Here is a 21,430-nt window from a genome sequence, read left to right on the forward strand (position 1 = left end):
TTGCGCATGCTTCGTTGGACCACCGCTGGGGAATCCCATGGCCAGGCGCTTGTCGCCCTGATCGAGAACATGCCTGCTGGCGTGCCCGTGACCAAGGAGGAGATCGGCCACCAGCTCGCGCGCCGCCGCCTCGGCTACGGCCGCGGGGCGCGCATGAAGTTTGAGGCCGATGAGCTCACCCTGCTCACCGGCGTGGTGCACGGCTATAGCATCGGCAGCCCGATCGCCATCCAGATCGCCAACACCGAGTGGCCGAAGTGGACCACGATCATGTCCCCGGAGCCGGTGGATATGGATGACCCCGAGGTGGCCAAGGCAATGAGCTCCGGCCGCGGCGCGCAGCTGACCCGGCCGCGCCCCGGGCACGCTGATTTTGCCGGCATGGTCAAGTACGGGCACCTGCACGCGCGCCCGATCCTGGAGCGCTCCTCGGCGCGCGAGACGGCGGCGCGTGTCGCCGCGGGTGCCGTCGCGCGCTCGTTGCTGCGCGAGGTCCTCGGCGTGGAAATCGTCTCCCACGTGATCTCCATCGGGGAGTCGGCGCCGTACAGCGGACACGCGCCGACGCCTGCCGACATTGAGGCCGTCGATGCTTCGCCCGTTCGCGCATTCGACAAGGCCGCTGAGGAGGACATGGTGGCGCGGATCGAAGCCGCGAAGAAGGACGGCGATACCCTCGGCGGCATCGTCGAGGTTGCCGTCGACGGCCTGCCCATCGGCCTGGGCTCGCACATCTCCGGCGACGCGCGCCTAGACGCGCAGCTCGCCGCGGCGTTGATGGGCATCCAGTCGGTCAAGGGCGTGGAGGTCGGCGACGGTTTCGAGGAGGCGCGCCGCCGCGGTTCCGCAGCCCACGACGAGATGGTCCGCGACAGCGACGGCGTCCGCCGCCTGACAAACCGCGCCGGCGGGCTCGAAGGGGGCATGACCAACGGCGAGCAGCTGCGGGTGCGCGCCGCGATGAAGCCGATCTCCACGGTGCCGCGCGCTCTGCGCACCGTCGATATGGCCACCGGTGAGGCGGCGACGGGCATCCACCAGCGCTCCGATGTCTGCGCCGTACCCGCCGGCGGCGTGGTCGCCGAGGCGATGGTGGCGCTCGTGCTCGCGCGCGCTGTGACCGAGAAGTTCGGCGGCGACAGTCTTGCGGAGGTCAAAGCCAACGTTGTCTCCTACAATGACTATGTTTCGAAGCGTCTGGCTTTCCCGGGTATTGGAGGTACGGATGAGTGATACGCATGGCGATGTAGCTGCGACGGCTGCAGTGGTGCACTCGCGCCCGCGCGTGGTGTTGGTGGGGCCGCCGGGCGCCGGAAAGTCGACGATTGGGCGTCGTCTAGCGAGCGCTCTGAACTTGCCGCTGGTGGACTCCGATGAGCTGATCGAGCAGGGGGAGGGCAAGGCCTGCGGCGAGGTCTACCTCGAGCACGGCGAGAAGAACTTCCGCGAGCTCGAGGCCGGTTACGTCGCCACAGCGCTCGCGACCGGCGGGGTGGTCAGCCTCGGCGGGGGAGCAGTGCTTAACGACGCCACCCGCACGCTCCTCCAAGCACACACCGTGGTGTGGATTGATGTCAGCGCGGAGGAAGGAATCCGCCGCACCGCCAACGAGACGACGCGCCCGGTGCTCAACGCGGCCGACCCGGCGCAGCACTACCGGGACTTGCTGGCGTCGCGCGAGCACCTGTACCGGGAGGTCTCCAGCCACCGCGTGCGCACCGACGAGCGGCCGCCGCAGCGCGTGGTGGCCGAGGTATTGGGAATCATCGATTCCCTGTGAAGGAGTAGGAACATGGCAGTAGTCGAGGTCAACGGGCCTTCCCCGTACAAGGTCCACATCGGGCACAGCAACCTCTCCGGCGTCGCCGAGCGCGTGGGTGCGATCGGCGCGCGCAAAGTGCTCATCGTCCACCAGGTGCCGCTGGCGGCCGTGGCGCGCGAGATCTGCCGGGCCGTGGAGTCCGCCAACGTCGAGTGCGTCCTCGCGCCCGTGCCCGACGCTGAGGACGGCAAAACCATGGAGGTCCTGTCCGGGCTGTGGGAGCTGCTGGGGGAGAAGAAATTCTCCCGCCAGGACGTCGTCATCGGTGTCGGCGGCGGCGCTGCGACCGACCTGGCCGGTTTCGTGGCCGCGACGTGGATGCGCGGGATCAAGGTCATCCAGGTGCCCACGTCACTGCTCGGGATGGTTGACGCCGCGGTCGGGGGCAAGACCGGGATCAACACCGCCGCGGGCAAGAACCTCGTGGGCAGCTTCCACGAGCCGGACTCGGTGTTTATCGACCTTGAGCGGCTCATCACGCTGCCGGAAGAGGAGCTCATCTCCGGCTCGGCGGAGCTGATTAAGACCGGGTTTATCGCGGATCCGCGGATCCTGGAGCTCTACATGGACGACCCCCAGGCCCACTACGCGGAGCTGGTGGAGCGCTCTGTGGCCGTTAAGGCGTCGGTGGTCAGCCAGGACTTGAAGGAATCCGGCCTGCGGGAGATCCTCAACTACGGCCACACGCTTGGCCACGCGATTGAGCTGCGCGAAAACTACACCTGGCGCCACGGCAACGCCGTGGCCGTCGGCATGATGTTCGTCGCCCACCTCGCGCGCAACAGGGGGCTGATCGGCGACGACATCGTGGAGATGCACCGAAACATCCTCGAACGCATCTGCTTGCCCACAACCTACGAGGCGGGCGCGTTCGACGAACTGTATGAGGCGATGACGCGCGATAAGAAGAACCGCGACGGCCGGGTGCGCTTCGTCGTGCTCGATTCTCTGGGCTCGTGCACCCGAATCGAGGATTCGACCATCGAGGAGATGCGCGACGCGTATTCTGCTATCTCATGAAGGTTTTAGTGCTCAACGGGCCCAACTTGAACCGGTTGGGCAAGCGACAGCCCGACGTGTACGGCTCCGAGACGCTCGCTGACGTCGTCAAGCGGCTTGGCGAGGCCGCCGCCGAGCGCCGCGTGGAACTCGAGTGCCGCCAAAGTAACCACGAGGGCGAGCTCATCGACTGGGTGCACGAGGCCGCCGACGGCGGCTGGGCCGTGATTATCAACCCCGGGGGCTTGACCCACACGTCTGTCGCGCTGCGCGACGCGCTGGCCGAGGTCGCCGACGGCGCGGGCTTTATCGAGGTCCACATCTCCAACGTCCACTCCCGCGAGGAATTCCGCCACCACTCGTACCTCTCGCCGATCGCCATCGGGGTGATCGCCGGGCTGGGCACGACCGGCTACGACCTCGCCCTCGATTACTTTGTCAGGAGGAACCATGCCGCTTGCTGATACCCGCTTTGCCACCCGCCGTCGCAAGTTGGCGAGCATGCTCGCCGCGCAGCGTGTCGACGAGATGCTGGTGACCAACCTGATCAACGTGCGCTACCTGGCCGGTTTCTCCGGCTCGAACGCCGCGCTGAAGATTTCCAAGGACCTCTCGGCCGAGATCGCCACCGACGGCCGCTACACCACCCAGGTCGCGGTCGAGGTCCCGGACATCGAGGCCACCATCACCCGCCAGTGCGCCGAGGCGCTGCTGTCGGGGGTCCCGGAGGGCCGCCGCGTCGGGTTCGAGGCGGACTACGTCTCCGTCGCCGCGCTCGAGCGGCTGACCAAAGCGTGCCCAGAGGGCGTCACGCTCGTGCCCGTGACAGGCGTGATCGAGCAGATCCGCCTGACCAAAGACGACATTGAACTGCGCCGTCTCACCGAGGCCGCGCGTCTCGCGGCGCAGGCGCTGACCGGGCTCGTCGAGGCCGGCGAGCTCGCCGCCGGGCGCACCGAGCGCGACATCGCCGCCGACCTCGAGTACCGCATGCGCGTGCTAGGCGCCGAGCGGCCCAGCTTCGACACCATCGTCGCCTCCGGGCCGAACTCCGCCATGCCGCACTACAGCGCCGGCGAGCGCACGCTTGTCGACGGCGACCTGGTCACCATCGACTTCGGCATGCACCGCCAGGGTTTCAACTCGGACATGACGAGAACCTTCGTCGTCGGCCACGCCACAGACTTCGCCCGCGAAATCTACGACATCGTGCTGCGCGCCCAGCTCGCCGGCATCAATGCGGCGACTCCGGGCACGGCGCTTGTCGACGTCGACAAGGCGGCGCGCGAGATCATCGAGGACGCGGGTTACGGCGACTACTTCACCCACTCCACCGGCCACGGCATCGGTCTAGAGGTCCACGAGGCTCCCGCCGCCGCGCCGACCGGCAAGGGCGTGCTGGAGGAGAACATGCTGCTGACCATCGAGCCCGGCATCTACGTCCCCGGCAAGGGCGGGGTGCGCATCGAGGACACGCTGATCATCACCTCCGGCGCGCCGCAGGTGATCACCGAGTGGGACAAGGCGCTGACCATTGTTTAAGTCCTCCGCCGGTGGTGTAGCATTGTCGTGTTTGCATACCACTCCCGACCACTAGGAAAGGCACGTCACGTGGCAACTACCGCCGATTTCAAAAACGGTCTTGTGCTCAAGGTTGATAACAAGCTGCAGCAGATCATTGAGTTCCAGCACGTCAAGCCGGGCAAGGGCCCCGCATTCGTGCGCACCAAGCTCAAGGATGTCGTCTCCGGCAAGACCGTGGACAAGACCTGGAACGCCGGCGTGAAGGTGGAGACCGCGACGGTGGACCGCCGCGACATGACGTACCTGTACAACGACGGCACCAGCTACGTCGTGATGGACGACAAGACCTACGAGCAGTACGAGCTGCCGGAGGACAAGTTCGGCGAGGCGTCGCGCTTCCTGCTGGAGAACATGCGCGTGCAGGTGTCCTTCCACGAGGGCGAGGCACTGTTCGCGGAGCTGCCGATCTCGGTCGACCTGAAGATCGAGCACACCGAGCCGGGCCTGCAGGGCGACCGCTCCACGGGCGGCACCAAGCCCGCGACGCTGGAAACCGGCGCGGAGATCCAGGTCCCGCTGTTTTTGGAGACCGGCAACGTGGTCAAGGTGGATACGCGCACGGGCGAGTACCTCTCGCGCGTGAACCAGTAATGACTGATTACAAGCGCCGCGGCGCGCGGTACCGGGCGCGCCGCCGAGCCGTGGATATCCTCTTCGAGGCCGAGACGCGCGACATCGACCCCGTCGCGGTGGTCGAGGACCGCATCGAGCTGGCCCAGGACCCGCAGAACGCGGTCGCGCCGATTGCGGAGTACACCCGCGAGATCATCACCGGGGTTGCCGAAAAGCTTGACGACGTCGACGACGCGGTCGAGCGGTTCCTCTCCCAGGATTGGGAGCTGGGTCGCCTGCCGGCCGTCGACAGGCAGATTCTGCGTGTCGCCGCCTGGGAGATCCTGTTCAACGACGACGTCGCCGCGCCGATCGCGATTTCTAACGCGCTGGGTATGGCGGAGGAGTACGCGGGCCACGCCGCACCGCCGTACATTCACGCGGTGCTTGACGACGTTGTGAAGACGCTCCCGGCGCCCGAGGCCGATTCACCCGCCGACGAGTCGGCTGAGCGCGAAGACGTGCTCGGCGAGATCATCGCCGAGGCGCCGATCGCCGAGCCCCGCGCGCTGGACATCGAGCGCGACGAACCGCACAAGGCTTAAGTAAGGACAAACCATGGCCAGGATTTCTGTAGAGGAAGCGCAGCAATTCCGCGTCGACGAGAACTTCCAGCTTGCCGACGTCGACCCGACCGCGACCCCGGGGCTCGACAGCGATAAGAAGGTGGACAAGGCTTTCGATACCTTCGACGACGAGCTCGAAGACCTGCAAGAGATGCTCTTCGCCAACGCCCGCGCGGGCAACAGCGATGCGGGCAGCATCCTTTTGATCCTGCAGGGCATGGACACCTCGGGCAAGGGCGGGCTGATCAAGCACGTTGTGGGTTCCACGATGGACCTGCAAGGCGTGCGCGTCCACGCGTTCGGCCCGCCGACCGAGGAGGAGCGCGCCCACGATTTCCTGTGGCGCTTCGAGCCGCACGTGCCGGAGCCTGGCATGGTGGCGGTGTTTGACCGCTCCCACTACGAGGACGTGCTGGTGCAGCGCGTGAAGCAGATGGCACCGCCGGAGGAGATTGAGCGCCGCTACGGCGCGATCGTCGAGTGGGAGAGCGAGCTGGCCGCGCGCGGCGTGGAGATCATCAAGGTCATGCCGCACATTTCGCGCGAGTTCCAGGAGGAGAACCTGCGCGAGCGCATCCTAAACGAGGAGAAGCACTGGAAGTACAACCCAGGCGATATCGATGATCGCCGCCTGTGGTCGCAGTACATGGCCGCCTACCAGATCGCGCTGACCCGCACCTCCACCGACGCAGCGCCCTGGTACTGCATCCCGTCCGACAACAAGGACTACTGCCGCACCGTGGTCAAGACCCTGATGTACGACGCGCTGAAATCGCTTGGCCTGTCGTGGCCGGAGGCCGATTTCGACCCCGAGGTGGAGCTGGAGAGGCTCGCGCATTCCTAGGGGTCGCGGTCTCGGGTCCGCTAAAGTTCTCGGTGATGGAAACGCGCCGCGAAAAAGAGGTCTGAATGTCGCAGGAGACGGTATCGCGGCGGCCTGTAGCGTGGCTTCTGATTATTGCGGTGTGGGTGGCAACTCCGTATAACAGCCCCCACAATCCCAATCTGTCGTGGTATCTGTACGTGGTCCTTCTTGCAGTCACCGTGGTGTACGGCCTAGCAACCGCAGTGAGCAGACGCGACTGGCTTCTCTACCCCGCGCTCATTCTCACACTGTTCGCGTGGCCGATTATGACCTTTGCCGTTTTTCTTTACTTTGCCTAGGGCGAAAAGGGTTAGTGACTGCGCAGGTCAAGCGATCTTGATCGATTCAAGTGGCAAAAACCCCATTTGACTAGGGCAGATGCGCTCCGCCACTATGTTGGGGTGATAAATACTCGAAAACTTTTTGCCGCTCTCGTTACCGTTTCTGCAGCCGCCGCTTTGGCGTCGTGCTCGTCCACCGGCGGTGCGCCGGAGAGCTCCGCTGGCGGTGAAACAGCCGGCGGCGTGGACACCCCGCGCTACGTTGTCGCGATGGTCTCCCACGGCGCCCCCGGCGACACGTTCTGGGACCTCGTGCGCAAGGGCGCGGAGGATGCGGCGGCGAAGGACAACATCGAGCTGCGCTACTCCTCCGACCCGCAGGCGCCCAACCAGGCGAACCTGGTGCAGTCTGCGATCGACGCCGGCGTGGACGGCATCGCCGTGACCCTGCCCAACGCCGAGGCCATCGGCCCGGCCGCGCAGCGCGCCGTCGAGGCGGGCATTCCCACCGTCGGGCTCAACGCCGGCATGAACGAGTACGCCGAATACGGGCTCAGCGGCTTCTTCGGCCAGGACGAGACCGTTGCCGGCACCGCCGCGGGCGAGCGTCTGAAGGACGAGGGCGCGAAGAACGTGCTGTGCGTCATCCACGAGCAGGGCAACTCCTCGCAGGAAGCACGCTGCGCTGGTGTCAAGGAGGGCCTCGGCGACTCCGGCAAGGTGGAGCTGCTCTACGTCAACGGCCAGGACCTCGTTTCGGCGCAGGCCACGATGCAGGCCAAGCTGGCACAAGACCCCGGGATTGACACCGTGTTCGGCCTCCAGGCCCCGGTGGCCATGCGCGCGATCGACGCGGTCAAGGACGCCGGTTCCGATGCTGAGATCGCGACCTTTGACACGAACGCTGAGCTTGTCGACGCCATTGCCGACGGCAGCGTGAAGTGGGCCGTCGATCAGCAGCCGTACCTGCAGGGCTACCTCGCCGTGGACTCGCTGTGGTTGGCTAAGCGCAACGGCGGCACCATCGGCGGCGGCCAGCCCGTCTACACCGGCCCGAGCTTCGTCGACGCGAGCAACGTGGACAAGATCGCGGAGGCCGCGAAGGCTGGCATGCGATGAGCACCGCAACCACGGCTGCCTCTGCCTCTGACGAGGACAGACTCAGGCGCCACTCCGGCGTCAGTGCCCTGATCCGCCGCCCCGAGCTGGCCAGCTTGCTGGGCCTGGCGTTGGTGTTCGCGCTGTTCATGTTCGTCGCACCCGCGTTCCGCTCACTCGACGCGGTAGCCACGGTCCTGTACGCCAGCTCCACGCTCGGCATTGTTGCGCTGGCCGTCGGCCTGCTGATGATCGGCGACGAGTTCGACCTGTCCAGCGGCGTGGCGGTGACCACCGCGGCGCTGGCGGCGACGATGCTCAACTACAACCTACACCTCAACGTGTGGGTCGGCGCGGTCATTGCGCTGGGCATCTCGCTGGCCATCGGTGCTCTCAACGGCGTGCTTGTCACGCGCACGGGCATCCCCAGCTTCCTGATCACCCTCGCTGCGTTCCTCATGCTCCAGGGCCTGAACCTGGCGGTGACCAAGCTGGTGACCGGCCAGGTTGCCACCCCGAGCATTTCCAACATGGCGGGTTTTGATTCGGCTCGGGCGGTGTTCGCTAGCTCCTTTTCCATCGGTGGGGTGAGCATCCGCATCACCGTCGTGTGGTGGCTGCTGTTCGTCGCTGTGGCGTCGTTCGTACTGTTTAGGACGACGTTTGGCAACTGGATCTTCGCGGTCGGCGGCAACCAGGACGCCGCGCGCGCGTCGGGTGTGCCCGTGGCGAGAGTGAAGATCATCCTGTTCATGACGGTCGCTTTCGCCGCGTGGTTCGTCGGCATGCACACCCTCTTTGCGTTTGATTCCATCCAGGCGGGCCAGGGCGTCGGCAACGAGTTTTTGTACATCATCGCGGCCGTGATCGGCGGCTGCTCGATGAACGGCGGCCGCGGCACCGCGATTGGTACCGCGATTGGTGCGCTCATCTTCGGCCTGACCAACCAGGGCATTGTTTACGCCGGGTGGAACCCGGACTGGTTCAAGTTCTTCCTCGGTGCGATGCTGCTGTTCGCGGTGTTCACCAACACCGCCTTCGCTCGGTACACGGATTCGAGGTAGGTAAGACATGGCGATTATCCAGCTCGAGGACGTGACCAAGTCCTACGGAGCCTTTGATGCCCTGCGCGGGGTCAACCTCGAAATTGATCAGGGCGAAGTGTTGTGCGTGCTCGGTGACAACGGAGCGGGCAAATCGACTCTCATCAAGATTCTTTCTGGGCTGCATCAACCCACCTCGGGCCAGATGCTTCTCGACGGCACCCCCACCACGTTTTCCTCCCCGCGCGACGCAATCAACCACGGCATCGCGACCGTGTACCAGAACCTCGCGATCGTCGACAGCTTGAGCGTGTGGCGCAACTTCTTCCTCGGCAACGAGATCAGCGGCATGCTTGGCACCTTGAAGCAGGACGAGATGCGCGCGCGTTGCGACGACGCCCTGCGCGAGTTGGGCATCAACATTCCCGACGTCGACGTCGAGGCCGGCAACCTCTCGGGCGGCCAGCGCCAGGTCCTCGCCATCGCCCGCGCCATTCACTTCGGCGCCCGGGTGGTCATTCTCGACGAACCGACCGCGGCGCTGGGCGTCAAGCAGTCGGGCGTGGTGCTGAGATTCGTCGCGGCAGCGCGCGACCGCGGTGTCGCTGTTGTGCTGGTCACCCACAACCCCCACCACGCGTACCTGGTGGGCGACCGCTTCACCATTTTGAAGCTGGGGCGCCAGGAGATTAACGCCGAGCGCGCCGACATCACACTCGAGGAGCTCACCGCGCAGATGGCCGGCGGTGAAGAGCTCGCTGCATTAAGCCACGAGCTGGAGCGGTAGGGCTATAGCCGCTGCCGCGTTTGAGGTGGCTGCGGGGTCTGGGCGAGTCCGCATTGCGGACTCTGAACGTATTGCTCTGAACCCGGGGACTCCGCATGGCGGACTCTGCGGGTCGCGCTTCAAGTCGTGGGGACTCCGCATTGCGGACTGTAAACGCCGCGCTCCAAACCGGGGGGCTCCGCATTGCGGACTTTGCGGGCGAGTTTAGGGTAAAGCCTGGCTAGTTATGAGTCCGCATTGCGGACTGAGTGGGCCGACTTGGGGCGTGACTTGGTTTGCGGCGACTCCGCATTGCGGACTTTGCGGGCGAGCTTCAAGTCGTGGGGACTCCGCATTGCGGATTGTAAACGCCGCGCTTCATCCCTGGGGGCTCCGCATTGCGGACTTTGCGGGCGAGTTTAGGGTAAAGCCTGGCTAGTTATGAGTCCGCATTGCGGACTGAGTGGGCCGACTTGGGGCGTGACTTGGTTTGCGGCGACTCCGCATTCCGGACTTTGAGCACCGCGCTTCATCTCTAGGCGACTCCGCATTGCGGACTGTAAACGCCGCGCTCCAAACCTGGCGCCCCCACATCGCGGACACCCCAGCGCGCGACAGTACCGCCCACGCACCAACCTCCACACGATCCATCAGGCCTGGTCCACCAGTGATTCCCGCCCGAGCTCGTGTGCGAGCGCGGTCTCGAGCGTGGGGTAGCGAAAGTCGGCCCCGGCCTCCGTGGCGGCGCGGGGAACGACGCGCTGGCTTGCCAGCGCCAGCTCGTCGGCGCCCTCGCGCCCGAGCAAGACGGCGGGCCCGAACTTCGGGATTGACACTATGTCGGGACGGCGCAGAATGTCGGTGAGAGTGGCGGAGAACTCGGCGTTGGTGACCGGGTGCGGCGCGGTGGCGTTGACGGGGCCGCTTAAGCGGGCGTCGATAAGCGAGCGCACGTAGATGTCGGTGAGGTCGTCGAGCGCAATCCAGCTCATCCAGTTTTCGCCCTGGCCGAAGCGGGCGCCGGCGCCGGTGGAGGCGGACAGCCGCATCACGGGGAGGAGCCCGCCCGCGCCGGAGAGTGCCAGGCCGGTGCGGATGTTGACGGTGCGCAGGCCGTCGACACGCGAGGCCTGCTCCCACTGCTCGCACACCTCGGCGAGGAAGCCGGTGCCGCGCGGAGCGCTCTCGTCGTGCTCGTAACCCCCGGCGTCCGAGCCGTAGTAGCCCACGGCGGAGGCGCTCACGAACGTGCTGACCCCGCTGTCCGCGGCCAGCCGCGCCAGCTTTTCCGTCGGCCCGACTCGGGATTCGAGGATCGAGCGCTTCTTCTTCTCCGTAAAGCGCCCCATGATTGACTCGCCGGCGAGGTGAATCACCGCGTCAACACCGGAAAGCAGGTTAGCCGCGGGCTTATCGACGTCCCAATGACGCGTCCCGGCACCCTCACCGCGGCTGCGTGACAGCGCAATCACCGTATGCCCCGCGGTACCCAGTTGCGCCGCCAACGCGGTGCCGACAAGGCCGCTGGCCCCTGTCATGGCGACGGTCAGCGGGGCGGTGTCGGGCAGGGTGGACAGGAACTTAAAGTCCGCGATGAGCTGGTGCTGGCGGTAGGCCACCGCCTTTTCCAGCAGGAACCGGGGCACGCGGGTGTCAATGTCGTCAGTCACGGTCGTGGCGCCGTCCCCGGCGTCGGCGAAGCTGTGGGTGTGCACCCACTGCGTGGTGGTGCGTAATGGCTGGTTGACCACGGTGTCCTGGAACTGGGCACCCTCGCGGTAGCCGGTGTCAACGTGCTTGGCCACCCAGCGCTGGCGGGCTGGCAGGGCGAAGGTGGTGGTGCCGTCGGCAAGCGAGCGAGCCTGCTCGATAGGTCGCATGGGCAAAAACGGGGGAGTAAGCCTGACAACCGCACCGGGGCGGGTGTGCCACTGCCAGACTTTTTCGCGTGGTGCGAGGACGTGGTGGGAAGCGTTCAAGCTCATAAGGTGGCCTCGGATCGAGCGTCGGGTGACAAGGGTGTGTGCACACCAACGTAGACACTTCCGGGCCGCTGCAGCAGGGCCGACGCCGTGACTAGCAACGCACCGCCGTGGTACTGGTAGCATTGCGACAGGTCTCGGAAGACTTACAACCTAAAGTTCGACATCCTTTAAATTCCGCACAGAGAGGCGGGGAAGGAGGTCCGGTGAGCGAGAAAGATTCGCGCGCGGCGACGGAGCTGTTAAACGCCTCCGACGTGGCGCGCACGATCGCACGCATAGCGCACCAGATCATAGAGAAAAACGCCATTGGCGCGGACACGTCCAACGTGATGCTGCTCGGCATCCCGTCCGGAGGAGTCCCGCTGGCCGAGCGCATCGCGGCAGCCGTGGAGGAGTTCTCCGGCACCTCGATCCCGGTGGGCAGCTTAGACGTCACGCTTTACCGCGACGACCTGCGCAACCGCCCGCACCGCGCGCTGCTGCCGACGAATATCCCGGGGGAGATCAACGGCGGGATTGTCATCCTTGTCGACGACGTGCTGTTTTCCGGTCGCACTATCCGCGCCGCCCTCGACGCCATCGCAGACATCGGCCGTCCAGCGGCAATCCAGCTCGCAGTGCTGGTCGACCGTGGGCACCGGGAGCTGCCGATCCGCGCAGACTACGTGGGCAAAAACATCCCGACCGCGCGCAGCGAGGACGTGCGCGTCACGCTGACCCCAATCGACGCCTCCGACGCGGTGACGCTGAGCAGGGAGGATACGCAGTGAAGCACCTCATTGACATCAAGGACCTGACCCGCGACGAGATCGTCGGCATCATGGACGAGGCCGACCGCTTTAAAGAGGCCCTGCACGGACGCCAGATGAAGAAGCTACCGACACTTCGCGGGCGCACGATTTTCACCCTCTTCTACGAAAACTCCACCCGCACGCGATCTTCCTTCGAGACGGCGGGCAAGTGGATGAGCGCCGATGTAATCAACCTCTCGGCATCGTCCTCCTCGGTGAAGAAGGGCGAATCCCTCAAGGACACGGCACTGACCGTTGAGGCGGTGGGCGCGGACGCCATCATTATCCGCCACCCGGCCTCCGGCGCCCCGCACCTGCTGAGCCAGTGGCTGCCGGGAACCTGCATCATCAACGCCGGCGACGGCCAGCACCAGCACCCCACGCAGGCGCTTCTCGACGCCGTTACCATGCGCCAGCGCATCGGCGATGTTCAGGGCCGCAAGGTTTTGGTCGTCGGCGACGTGCTCCACTCGCGCGTGGCGCGCTCGAACGTCGACCTGTTGTCGACCCTCGGCGCCGAGGTGGTGCTAGTCGCCCCGCCGACCCTGCTCCCCACGGGCGTTGAAACGTGGCCCGCTCGCGTGAGCAGCCACTTCGACGCCGAGCTCGCCGACGCCGACGTGGTCATGATGCTGCGCGTGCAGGCGGAACGGATGAACGGCGGGTTCTTCCCCTCGCACCGCGAGTACGCGACCCTGTTCGGGCTCTCCGCGGCGCGTGCTGCCGCGCTGAAAGATTCAGCGATCATCATGCACCCGGGCCCGATGCTGCGCGGGATGGAAATCAACTTCGGCGTCGCCGACCGCGACAACGCCGTGGTTCTCGACCAGGTAACCAACGGCGTGTACACCCGCATGGCGGTGCTGTTTACGCTTCTGGCAGGAGAGGACAACTCATGACCACACTCGCACTGTTAAACGCCCGCCCCTATGGCGAGGACGAGGTCAACATCCTCGTTAAAGACGGAGTGATCGCGCAGATCGGCGCGGATGTGGACCCCAGCGGCGCCGGCGCCACCTACGACTGCGGGGGCAAGGTGCTGCTACCGGGGCTCGTCGACATGCACGTGCACCTGCGAGAACCCGGCCGCGAGGACACGGAAACCATCGCCACCGGCTCGGACGCGGCCGCGCGCGGCGGGTTTACCGCCGTGTTCACCATGGCCAACACCAACCCCGTGATCGACCAGCCCTTCCTCGCCGACGCGGTGTGGGAAAAGGGCCAAGCCCACGGCACCTGCGACGTCTACCCGGTCGGGTCGATCACCCAGGGGCTTCGCGGCGAGCAGCTCACCGAGATTGGGCTGATGAGCCGCTCGCATGTGCGCATGTTCTCCGACGACGGCAAGTGCGTCAATGACCCGCAGTTGATGCGCCGCGCCATCGAGTACGCGAAGGCCTACGACGTGCTACTGGCCCAGCACGCCGAGGACCACAGGATGACCGAGGGCGCCTGCGCGCACGAGGGCGAGACGGCGGCGCGGCTCGGCCTACGCGGCTGGCCGCGGGTGGCGGAGGAGTCCATTGTGGCGCGCGACGCGATCATGACCCGCGACTACGGCGGGCGCCTGCACATCTGCCACGCCTCGACCGAAGGCACCGTCGAGCTTCTGCGCTGGGCCAAGGCCCAGGGCATTAACGTCACCGCCGAGGTCACTCCGCACCACCTGCTGCTGACCGACGAGAAGCTCGAAACCTACGACGGCAACTTCCGCGTAAACCCGCCGCTGCGCGAGGACCGGGACGCGCGAGCGCTACGCGAGGCGCTTCTCGACGGCACCGTCGACGTCGTCGCCACCGACCACGCGCCCCACGGCAGCGAGGACAAGTGCGTGGAGTTCGAGCACGCCAAGCCCGGCATGCTCGGCCTGGAGACATCGCTCGCCGTCGTGGCCAAGGTGTTCGTCGAATCGGGCCGCGCCGACTGGCGGTTCGTGGCCAAGGTGATGAGCGAGCGCCCCGCGCAGATCCTGAAACTCGCGGACCAGGGCCGGCCCATCGCGGTCGGCGAGCCCGCCAACCTCGCGCTGGTCAACCCCACTGCGGCGTGGACCGCCCGCGGCGAGGAGATGGCCTCCAAGGCGTCGAACACCCCCTACGAGGGCATGGACTTTGCAGCGCGCGTCGAGCTGACGCTGCTGCGCGGCGCCCTGACCCACTCGAGCATTGAGAGCAACTGAGAGCTAAGGATTTCTACCATGACAAACGAACGCATCCCGGCCGTCCTCGTGCTCGGCGACGGCCACGTCTTCCGGGGCTACTCCTTCGGCGCATCCGGGGAGGTCTTCGGTGAGGCGGTCTTCACCACCGCCATGACCGGCTACCAGGAAACCATGACGGATCCGTCGTACCACCGCCAGATCGTGGTGATGACCGCCCCGCAGATCGGCAACACCGGGTGGAACGACGAGGACAATGAGTCCCACGACAACCAGATCTGGGTCGCGGGCCTGGTCATCCGCGACCTGGCCAAGCGCGTGTCCAACTGGCGCGCGGAGCGCTCCCTGGAAGAGGAGATGGCCTCGCAGTCCGTCGTCGGCATCTGCGGCGTGGACACCCGCACCGTCGTGCGCCACCTGCGTACTGAAGGCTCGATCGCCGCGGGAATCTTCATCGGTGACGCTGCGCGTGCGAGCGTCGATACGCTTGTGGCGCGAGTCAACGAGCAGCCCTCGATGGCCGGCGCCGACCTCGCCGACGAGGTCTCCACCGACAAGCCCTACACCGTGTCCGCCAAGGGGGAGAAGCGCTACACCGTCGTCGCCTACGACATGGGCATTAAGAGCGCCACCCCGGGTCACTTCGCCGACCGCGGCATTGAGACCATCGTCGTGCCCGCCAACACCCCGTACAGCGAGATCACGCAGTACAACCCCGACGGCGTGTTCATCTCCAACGGGCCTGGCGACCCCGCGACCGCCGACGCCATGGTCAACGTCACCCGCGACGTCATCGCCGCAGGCGTGCCGCTGTTCGGCATCTGCTTCGGCAACCAGATCCTCGGCCGCGCGCTCGGGCTCGGGACGACGAAGATGAAGTTCGGCCACCGCGGCGTCAACGTGCCGGTGAAAAACCACCTCACCGGCAAGATCGACATCACCTCCCAGAACCACGGTTTCGTTTTGGAAGCACCGGTGGGCCCGGGCGAGAGCTTCGATACCGACTTCGGCCCCGCGCTGGTGACCCACACCTGCCTTAACGACGGCAGCATCGAGGGCGTCGCCCTGGAAAGCGGCATGGCGTACTCGGTGCAGTACCACCCGGAGTCCGCGGCCGGGCCCCACGACGCCAACCCGCTGTTTGATCAGTTCATCGAGCTGATGGACAACGCCAGCCCCAACAAGAAGTAACCAGGAGAGGAAAAACTCACGCATGAAGAGGGAAGACATCAACCACGTCCTGGTTATCGGCTCCGGCCCGATCGTGATCGGCCAGGCCTGCGAGTTCGATTACTCCGGCACACAGGCGTGCCGCGTGCTCAAAGACGAGGGCCTGCGGGTCACGCTGATTAACTCCAACCCGGCGACGATCATGACGGACCCCGAGTTCGCCGACCACACCTACGTCGAACCGATCGAGCCGGACTACATCGACAAGATCCTCGCCCGCGAGGCGGAGCAGGGCCACCCCGTCGACGCGATTCTGGCGACCCTGGGCGGGCAGACCGCGCTCAACGCGGCGATCCAGCTCGACAGGGCCGGCATCTTGGCCAAGCACGGCGTCGAGCTGATCGGCGCCAACATCGACGCGATCGAGCGCGGCGAGGACCGCCAGAAGTTCAAGGACATCGTGGCCAAGATCGGCGGCGAGTCCGCGCGCTCGCGCGTGTGCCACACCATGGACGAGGTTCACGCAACCGTCGCCGAGCTCGGCCTGCCGGTTGTGGTCCGACCGTCGTTTACCATGGGCGGGCTCGGCTCTGGCCTGGCGTTTTCCATGGAGGACCTCGACCGCATCGCCGGCGGCGGGCTCGAGGCCTCGCCGGAGGCCAACGTGCTGATCGAGGAGTCCATCCTGGGCTGGAAGGAATTCGAGCTTGAGCTGATGCGCGACGGCGACGACAACGTCGTGGTGATCGCGTCGATCGAAAACGTCGACGCGCTCGGCGTGCACACCGGCGATTCCGTCACTGTCGCCCCCGCGCTGACACTGACGGACCGCGAGTACCAGACCATGCGCGACCAAGGCATCGCGATCATCCGCGAGGTCGGCGTCGACACAGGCGGCTGCAACATCCAGTTCGCGGTCAACCCGGACGACGGCCGCATCATCACCATCGAAATGAACCCGCGCGTGTCGCGCTCCTCGGCGCTGGCGTCGAAGGCGACCGGCTTCCCGATCGCGAAGATCGCCTCCAAGCTGGCGATCGGCTACACGCTCGACGAGATCACCAACGACATCACCGGCGTCACCCCGGCCGCATTCGAGCCGACGCTGGATTACGTCATTGTGAAGATGCCGCGCTTCGCCTTCGAGAAGTTCCCGGGCTCGGACGAGACACTCGGCACCTCCATGAAGGCCGTCGGCGAGGCGATGGGCATCGGCCGCAACTACATCCAGGGCCTGAACAAGGTCATGCGCTCGATGGAGGACAAGCCCAACGGCTTCTGGACCCGGCCCGACTCCTACTTCGCGCCCGGCCGCGAGACGGATCTCAGCGCCGTGCTCGATGACCTGCGCACCCCGACGGACAAGCGCATGTACGACGTCGAGCTGGCGCTGCGCCTCGGCGCGAGCATCGAGCAGGTCCACGAGGCCTCCCACATCGACCCCTGGTTCCTCGCCGAGCTCGCCGCGCTCGTCGAATTCCGCCAAGAGCTTATCGACGCCCCCGTGCTAGACAAGGAGCTCCTGCGCGAGGCAAAGGTGTACGGCCTGTCTGACGCCCAGATCGCCGCGCTGCGCCCCGAGCTGGCCGGTGAGCAGGGCGTTCGCTCGCTGCGCCTGTCGCTGGGCGTGCACCCGGTGTTCAAGACCGTCGACACCTGCGCCGGCGAGTTCGAGGCCCAGACCCCCTACCACTACTCAACGTACGAGTACGACGAGGCCGCCGAGAGCGAGATTGCGGCCTCCGGCAAGGACAAGGTCATCATCTTGGGCTCCGGCCCGAACCGCATCGGCCAGGGCATCGAGTTTGACTACTCCTGCGTCCACGCGGCGCTGGAGCTGTCGCGCATCGGCTACGAGACCGTGATGGTCAACTGCAACCCGGAGACCGTCTCCACGGACTACGACACCGCAGATCGTCTCTACTTCGAGCCGCTGACCTTTGAAGACGTCATGGAGATCTATCGCGCCGAGTCGGCCTCCGGCAACGTCGCTGGCGTGATTGTCCAGCTCGGCGGCCAGACCCCGCTCGGTTTGGCGCAGCAGCTTGCCGACGCCGGCGTGCCGGTGGTGGGCACCTCACCCGAGGCCATCGACCTGGCCGAGGACCGCGGGGAGTTCGGCAAGGTTCTCGACGCCGCGGCTCTGCCGGCGCCGGCCTACGGCACGGCGACGTCGTTTGCCGAGGCCCGCGAGGTGGCCGACCGCATCGGCTACCCCGTGTTGGTGCGCCCCTCCTACGTCCTCGGCGGCCGCGGCATGGAGATCGTCTACGACGAGGCGAGCCTGGAAGATTACATCAACCGCGCGACCGAGCTTTCGCCCGATCACCCGGTGCTGGTGGACCGCTTCCTCGACTCCGCCATCGAGATCGATGTGGACGTCTTGTGCGACGGCACCGAGGTCTACCTCGGCGGAGTGATGGAGCACATCGAGGAGGCGGGCATCCACTCGGGCGATTCCTCGTGCGCCCTGCCGCCGATGACGATTGGACCGGAGGATATCGCCAAGGTGCGCCGCTCCGCCGAGGCTCTCGCTCACGGCATTGGCGTGAGGGGCCTGATGAACGTCCAGTTCGCGCTCAAGGACGACATCCTCTACGTCATCGAGGCCAACCCGCGCGCCTCGCGCACCGTGCCGTTCGTGTCCAAGGCCACGGGCGTTCACCTGGCCAAGGCGGCCTCGCGCATCATGATGGGTGCGACGATCGCCGAGCTCAAGGACGAGGGGATGCTGCCGACGGACTACGACGGCGGGGCGCTGCCGCTGGAGCACCCGATCGCGGTGAAGGAAGCGGTGCTTCCGTTTACCCGCTTCCGCACGCCCGCCGGCGAGGTGCTCGACACCATCCTCGGCCCGGAGATGAAGTCCACCGGCGAGGTCATGGGCCTGGCACCCTCGTTCGGCGTGGCGTACGCAAAGGCCGAGGCGGCCGCGTTCGGCGAGCTGCCGACTGAGGGCACCGTGTTCGTCTCAGTGGCCAACCGCGACAAGCGCTCGCTGATCTTCCCGATCCAGCGCCTGTCCACCATGGGCTTTACCATCGTCGCCACCGCCGGCACGGCGTCGATGCTGCGCCGCAACGGCATCGACTGCGAGGTGGCGCTGAAGGCATCCGAGGTCCGAGACGGCGCCGAGGGCACCTCGATCGTCGAGCGCATCGCTAGCGGGGAGATCGACCTGATCCTCAACACCCCGGCTGGTTCCGCGGGCGCGCGCCACGACGGCTACGAGATCCGGGCCACCGCCGCCGCGAATAACGTCCCGCTGGTCACCACGGTCCAGGGTGTTGTCGCCGCGGTGCAGGGCATCGAGGCGATTCGCGACAACGAGGTCACCGTCATGAGCCTGCAGGAGCTCGACCACAACCCGGCGGGCGGGCAGTAGATGGGCTTCGGCGAGCAACTGGTTAGCGCCGGCGAGCGCTTCGGCCGCCTCTGCGTCGGCATCGACCCCCACGCAGCGCTGCTTGAGCAGTGGGGGCTAAACGACGACGCGGCTGGCCTACGCGACTTCGCCATGACCTGCGTCGAGGCGTTCGCCGACCACGTCGCCCTAGTCAAGCCGCAGGTGGCGTTCTTCGAGCGCTTCGGCTCTGCCGGCTACGCGGTGCTCGAGGAGGTGCTCGCGGTGCTGCGGGCCTCGGACAGCCTGGTCGTCGCCGACGCCAAGCGCAGCGACATCGGCTCCACCATGGAGGGCTACGCCCGCGCGTGGCTGGCTGAGGGCTCGCCGCTCGAGGCCGACGCGGTTACGCTCACGCCCTACCTCGGCGTCGGCTCGCTGGCCCCCGCGTTCGACCTCGCCCGCGCGAGCGGCAAGGGCGTGTTCGTCATGGCGGCGAACTCCAACCCGGAAGCCGAGCAGTTCCAGTCCCAAACCGTTGGCGGGGTGAGCATTGCCCAGCAGATGGTTGACGCGTGCGCCGAGCTCAACCGCTCGAACTCCCAAAACGGAGTCGGTGACATCGGGGTCGTGGTCGGGGCGACCGTCGCTAGGCCGCCGCGTCTCGACGAGCTCAACGCCGTCGTGCTCATGCCCGGGGTGGGCGCGCAGGGAGCCACGCTTGACGACGTCTCCCGCGTCGCCGGCGACGCTGCGCACCTGGTTTTTCCGAACGTGTCGCGCTCGGTGCTCGCCGCCGGGCCAGACGCCCGTGAGCTGCGCAAACGCGCCCGCGAGCTGGCAAAACGCTGAAAAAGTGTGGGTTGTATTCGGCGGTAGGGAAAAAGCCTGGTAGTTTAGGTGCGTCATCGCGGTGACGTGGTAAAATACGCGTCTGTGCAGCCACGTTCACCGTCGATAAGCAGGCCCGGTGTTACACTGAGCCGTAAATCAGCGAGTTGCACCGTTGGGATTTAATCCCGGCGGGAGAAAGACTCACGTGGCCCGCTGGCGAACATTTTCACTACTACAAATGGAGGAATCCGTGGCCCTTCCACAGTTGACCGATGAGCAGCGCAAGGAAGCACTCGCAAAGGCAGCCGAGGCACGCAAGCAGCGCGCAGAGCTGAAGGCATCGCTCAAGCGCGGCGACACTAATCTCAAGGACGTGCTGGACAAGGCCGACTCCGACGAAATCATCGGCAAGACCAAGGTCTCCGCACTGCTCGAGGCCATGCCGAAGGTGGGCAAGGTCAAGGCCCGCGAGATCATGGAGGAGCTCGAGATCGCTCAGACCCGCCGCCTCCGTGGCCTGGGCGAGCGCCAGCGTCGCGCCCTGCTGGAGCGCTTCGGCTTCTCTGAGGCGTAAAAAGTGGCAGACGTGACGCCGCGGGGAAGGCTAGTTGTACTGGCCGGCCCCTCCGCAGTGGGGAAGTCCACGGTTGTCCATCGTCTGCGCACTGACGTTCCTAACCTCTATTTCTCGGTGTCCATGACCACCCGGGGCCCGCGCCCCGGCGAGGTCGATGGCGAAGACTACTTCTTCGTCACCGCCGAGGAGTTCCAGCGCCACATCGACGCCGGAGCGATGCTCGAGTGGGCGGACATCCACGGCGGGTTGCAGCGCTCCGGAACGCCCGCGGGCCCGGTGCGCGACGCGCTTTCCGTAGGTCGCCCCGTGTTGATAGAGGTCGACCTGGTCGGCGCGCGCAACATCAAGGCCCTGCTCCCGGAGGCGCAGACAGTGTTTCTCGCGCCGCCGTCGTGGGACGTCTTGGTCGAGCGGCTGACCGGCCGGGGCACCGAGTCCCCTGAGGTCATCGAGCGCCGTCTTGCTACGGCGCGCGAGGAGCTGGAAGCTCGAGGAGAGTTCGACTGCGTCGTAGTCAACGACAACGTCGGTGACGCAGTGTCAGCGATAGCGGACATTCTGCTGAGCACACCCAACAACAACAACGAGTAGGTTCATTTTGAGCAACGTAAGCAACGACCTGACGGCGGAGACTGACTCCGCGGCTGCTGGCAGCGCTGAGCGCGACGACAGCCTGGTCTACGACACCCCGGAGGGCATTACCGCGCCCCCGATCGACGAGCTTTTGGGCAAGGTGTCGTCGAAGTATGCGCTGGTGATCTTCGCCGCGAAGCGCGCGCGCCAGATCAACAGCTACTACCAGGAGCAGGACGAGGGCGTGTTCGAGTTCATCGGCCCCCTGGTCACCCCTGAGCAGGGCGAGAAGCCCCTGTCGATCGCTCTGCGCGAGATCCAGGCGGGTCTCCTCGAGCACGAGGAAGGCCACTAAGAGCCTGC

The 21,430-nt window shown here is 66.2% G+C and carries 22 protein-coding genes; 21 read left to right on the forward strand and 1 reads right to left on the reverse strand.

The window, feature by feature from the left end:
* Window positions 1-6: 6 nt before the first annotated feature.
* The 12 genes from aroC to E3227_RS08920 all read left to right on the forward strand — a co-directional run bounded on the left by aroC (window position 7) and on the right by E3227_RS08920 (window position 9,657).
* Window positions 7-1,233: a chorismate synthase gene (gene aroC / locus E3227_RS08865; RefSeq protein ID WP_144318209.1), complete on the forward strand. Its 1,227-nt coding sequence runs from the start codon at window positions 7-9 to the stop codon at window positions 1,231-1,233.
* Window positions 1,226-1,780, forward strand: coding sequence for a shikimate kinase (locus tag E3227_RS08870; protein WP_136651195.1), 555 nt, complete (start codon window positions 1,226-1,228; stop codon window positions 1,778-1,780). Before aroC ends, E3227_RS08870 begins: the two co-directional genes overlap by 8 nt.
* Window positions 1,781-1,792: 12 nt before the next feature.
* Window positions 1,793-2,842: a 3-dehydroquinate synthase gene (gene aroB, locus E3227_RS08875; protein WP_136651196.1), complete on the forward strand. Its 1,050-nt coding sequence runs from the start codon at window positions 1,793-1,795 to the stop codon at window positions 2,840-2,842.
* The gene (gene aroQ / locus E3227_RS08880; RefSeq protein ID WP_136651197.1) at window positions 2,839-3,285 is read left to right on the forward strand and encodes a type II 3-dehydroquinate dehydratase; all 447 of its coding nucleotides are present in this window, start codon (window positions 2,839-2,841) and stop codon (window positions 3,283-3,285) included. The genes aroB and aroQ overlap by 4 nt, the downstream gene beginning before the upstream one ends.
* Window positions 3,272-4,363 carry an aminopeptidase P family protein gene (locus tag E3227_RS08885; RefSeq protein ID WP_144318210.1) on the forward strand — a complete coding sequence of 364 codons (1,092 nt, stop codon included), beginning with the start codon at window positions 3,272-3,274 and terminating at the stop codon, window positions 4,361-4,363. Before aroQ ends, E3227_RS08885 begins: the two co-directional genes overlap by 14 nt.
* A 69-nt stretch (window positions 4,364-4,432) precedes the next feature.
* Window positions 4,433-4,996, forward strand: a complete 564-nt coding sequence (efp, locus tag E3227_RS08890) for an elongation factor P (RefSeq protein WP_006840229.1) — start codon at window positions 4,433-4,435, stop codon at window positions 4,994-4,996.
* Window positions 4,996-5,562 carry a transcription antitermination factor NusB gene (gene nusB / locus E3227_RS08895; protein WP_144318211.1) on the forward strand — a complete coding sequence of 189 codons (567 nt, stop codon included), beginning with the start codon at window positions 4,996-4,998 and terminating at the stop codon, window positions 5,560-5,562. The genes efp and nusB overlap by 1 nt, the downstream gene beginning before the upstream one ends.
* A gap of 13 nt (window positions 5,563-5,575) precedes the next feature.
* Window positions 5,576-6,427 carry a PPK2 family polyphosphate kinase gene (locus E3227_RS08900; RefSeq protein ID WP_136651200.1) on the forward strand — a complete coding sequence of 284 codons (852 nt, stop codon included), beginning with the start codon at window positions 5,576-5,578 and terminating at the stop codon, window positions 6,425-6,427.
* Window positions 6,428-6,492: 65 nt separating this feature from the next.
* Window positions 6,493-6,747, forward strand: a complete 255-nt coding sequence (locus E3227_RS08905) for a hypothetical protein (protein ID WP_136651201.1) — start codon at window positions 6,493-6,495, stop codon at window positions 6,745-6,747.
* 102 nt (window positions 6,748-6,849) lie between these two features.
* On the forward strand, window positions 6,850-7,848 hold the full coding sequence (locus E3227_RS08910) for a sugar ABC transporter substrate-binding protein (protein ID WP_136651202.1): 999 nt from the start codon (window positions 6,850-6,852) through the stop codon (window positions 7,846-7,848).
* Window positions 7,845-8,891, forward strand: coding sequence for an ABC transporter permease (locus E3227_RS08915; RefSeq protein ID WP_136651203.1), 1,047 nt, complete (start codon window positions 7,845-7,847; stop codon window positions 8,889-8,891). Before E3227_RS08910 ends, E3227_RS08915 begins: the two co-directional genes overlap by 4 nt.
* A 7-nt stretch (window positions 8,892-8,898) precedes the next feature.
* Window positions 8,899-9,657: an ATP-binding cassette domain-containing protein gene (locus E3227_RS08920; RefSeq protein ID WP_144318212.1), complete on the forward strand. Its 759-nt coding sequence runs from the start codon at window positions 8,899-8,901 to the stop codon at window positions 9,655-9,657.
* 629 nt (window positions 9,658-10,286) lie between these two features.
* Here E3227_RS08920 and E3227_RS08925 read toward each other — a convergent pair.
* Window positions 10,287-11,621 (reverse strand): TIGR01777 family oxidoreductase, encoded by a 1,335-nt coding sequence (locus tag E3227_RS08925; protein WP_144318213.1) that lies wholly within the window; start codon window positions 11,619-11,621, stop codon window positions 10,287-10,289.
* A 203-nt stretch (window positions 11,622-11,824) separates the two neighbouring features.
* On the opposite strand from E3227_RS08925, the gene pyrR reads away from it, so the two are divergent.
* The 9 genes from pyrR (at window position 11,825) to rpoZ (ending at window position 21,422) form a co-directional block, all read left to right on the forward strand.
* Entirely contained in the window at window positions 11,825-12,391 is a 567-nt protein-coding gene (pyrR, locus tag E3227_RS08930; protein WP_136651206.1) for a bifunctional pyr operon transcriptional regulator/uracil phosphoribosyltransferase PyrR, read from the forward strand.
* Entirely contained in the window at window positions 12,388-13,311 is a 924-nt protein-coding gene (locus tag E3227_RS08935; protein WP_144318214.1) for an aspartate carbamoyltransferase catalytic subunit, read from the forward strand. Before pyrR ends, E3227_RS08935 begins: the two co-directional genes overlap by 4 nt.
* Window positions 13,308-14,591: a dihydroorotase gene (locus E3227_RS08940; protein ID WP_144318215.1), complete on the forward strand. Its 1,284-nt coding sequence runs from the start codon at window positions 13,308-13,310 to the stop codon at window positions 14,589-14,591. The genes E3227_RS08935 and E3227_RS08940 overlap by 4 nt, the downstream gene beginning before the upstream one ends.
* 18 nt (window positions 14,592-14,609) lie before the next feature.
* The gene (carA, locus tag E3227_RS08945; protein ID WP_144318216.1) at window positions 14,610-15,761 is read left to right on the forward strand and encodes a glutamine-hydrolyzing carbamoyl-phosphate synthase small subunit; all 1,152 of its coding nucleotides are present in this window, start codon (window positions 14,610-14,612) and stop codon (window positions 15,759-15,761) included.
* A gap of 22 nt (window positions 15,762-15,783) precedes the next feature.
* Window positions 15,784-19,125, forward strand: coding sequence for a carbamoyl-phosphate synthase large subunit (carB, locus tag E3227_RS08950; RefSeq protein WP_144318217.1), 3,342 nt, complete (start codon window positions 15,784-15,786; stop codon window positions 19,123-19,125).
* Window positions 19,126-19,935: an orotidine-5'-phosphate decarboxylase gene (gene pyrF / locus E3227_RS08955; protein ID WP_144318218.1), complete on the forward strand. Its 810-nt coding sequence runs from the start codon at window positions 19,126-19,128 to the stop codon at window positions 19,933-19,935.
* 232 nt (window positions 19,936-20,167) lie between these two features.
* Entirely contained in the window at window positions 20,168-20,491 is a 324-nt protein-coding gene (mihF, locus tag E3227_RS08960) for an integration host factor, actinobacterial type (protein WP_136651212.1), read from the forward strand.
* 3 nt (window positions 20,492-20,494) lie between these two features.
* Window positions 20,495-21,085: a guanylate kinase gene (gene gmk / locus E3227_RS08965; protein ID WP_144318219.1), complete on the forward strand. Its 591-nt coding sequence runs from the start codon at window positions 20,495-20,497 to the stop codon at window positions 21,083-21,085.
* Between the two features lie 28 nt (window positions 21,086-21,113).
* Complete coding sequence (gene rpoZ, locus E3227_RS08970) at window positions 21,114-21,422, forward strand: DNA-directed RNA polymerase subunit omega (RefSeq protein WP_170228699.1); 309 nt, start codon at window positions 21,114-21,116, stop codon at window positions 21,420-21,422.
* Window positions 21,423-21,430 lie beyond the last annotated feature (8 nt).

Origin of the sequence: Corynebacterium sanguinis (genome assembly GCF_007641235.1) — a bacterium.
Taxonomy (GTDB): domain Bacteria; phylum Actinomycetota; class Actinomycetes; order Mycobacteriales; family Mycobacteriaceae; genus Corynebacterium; species Corynebacterium sanguinis.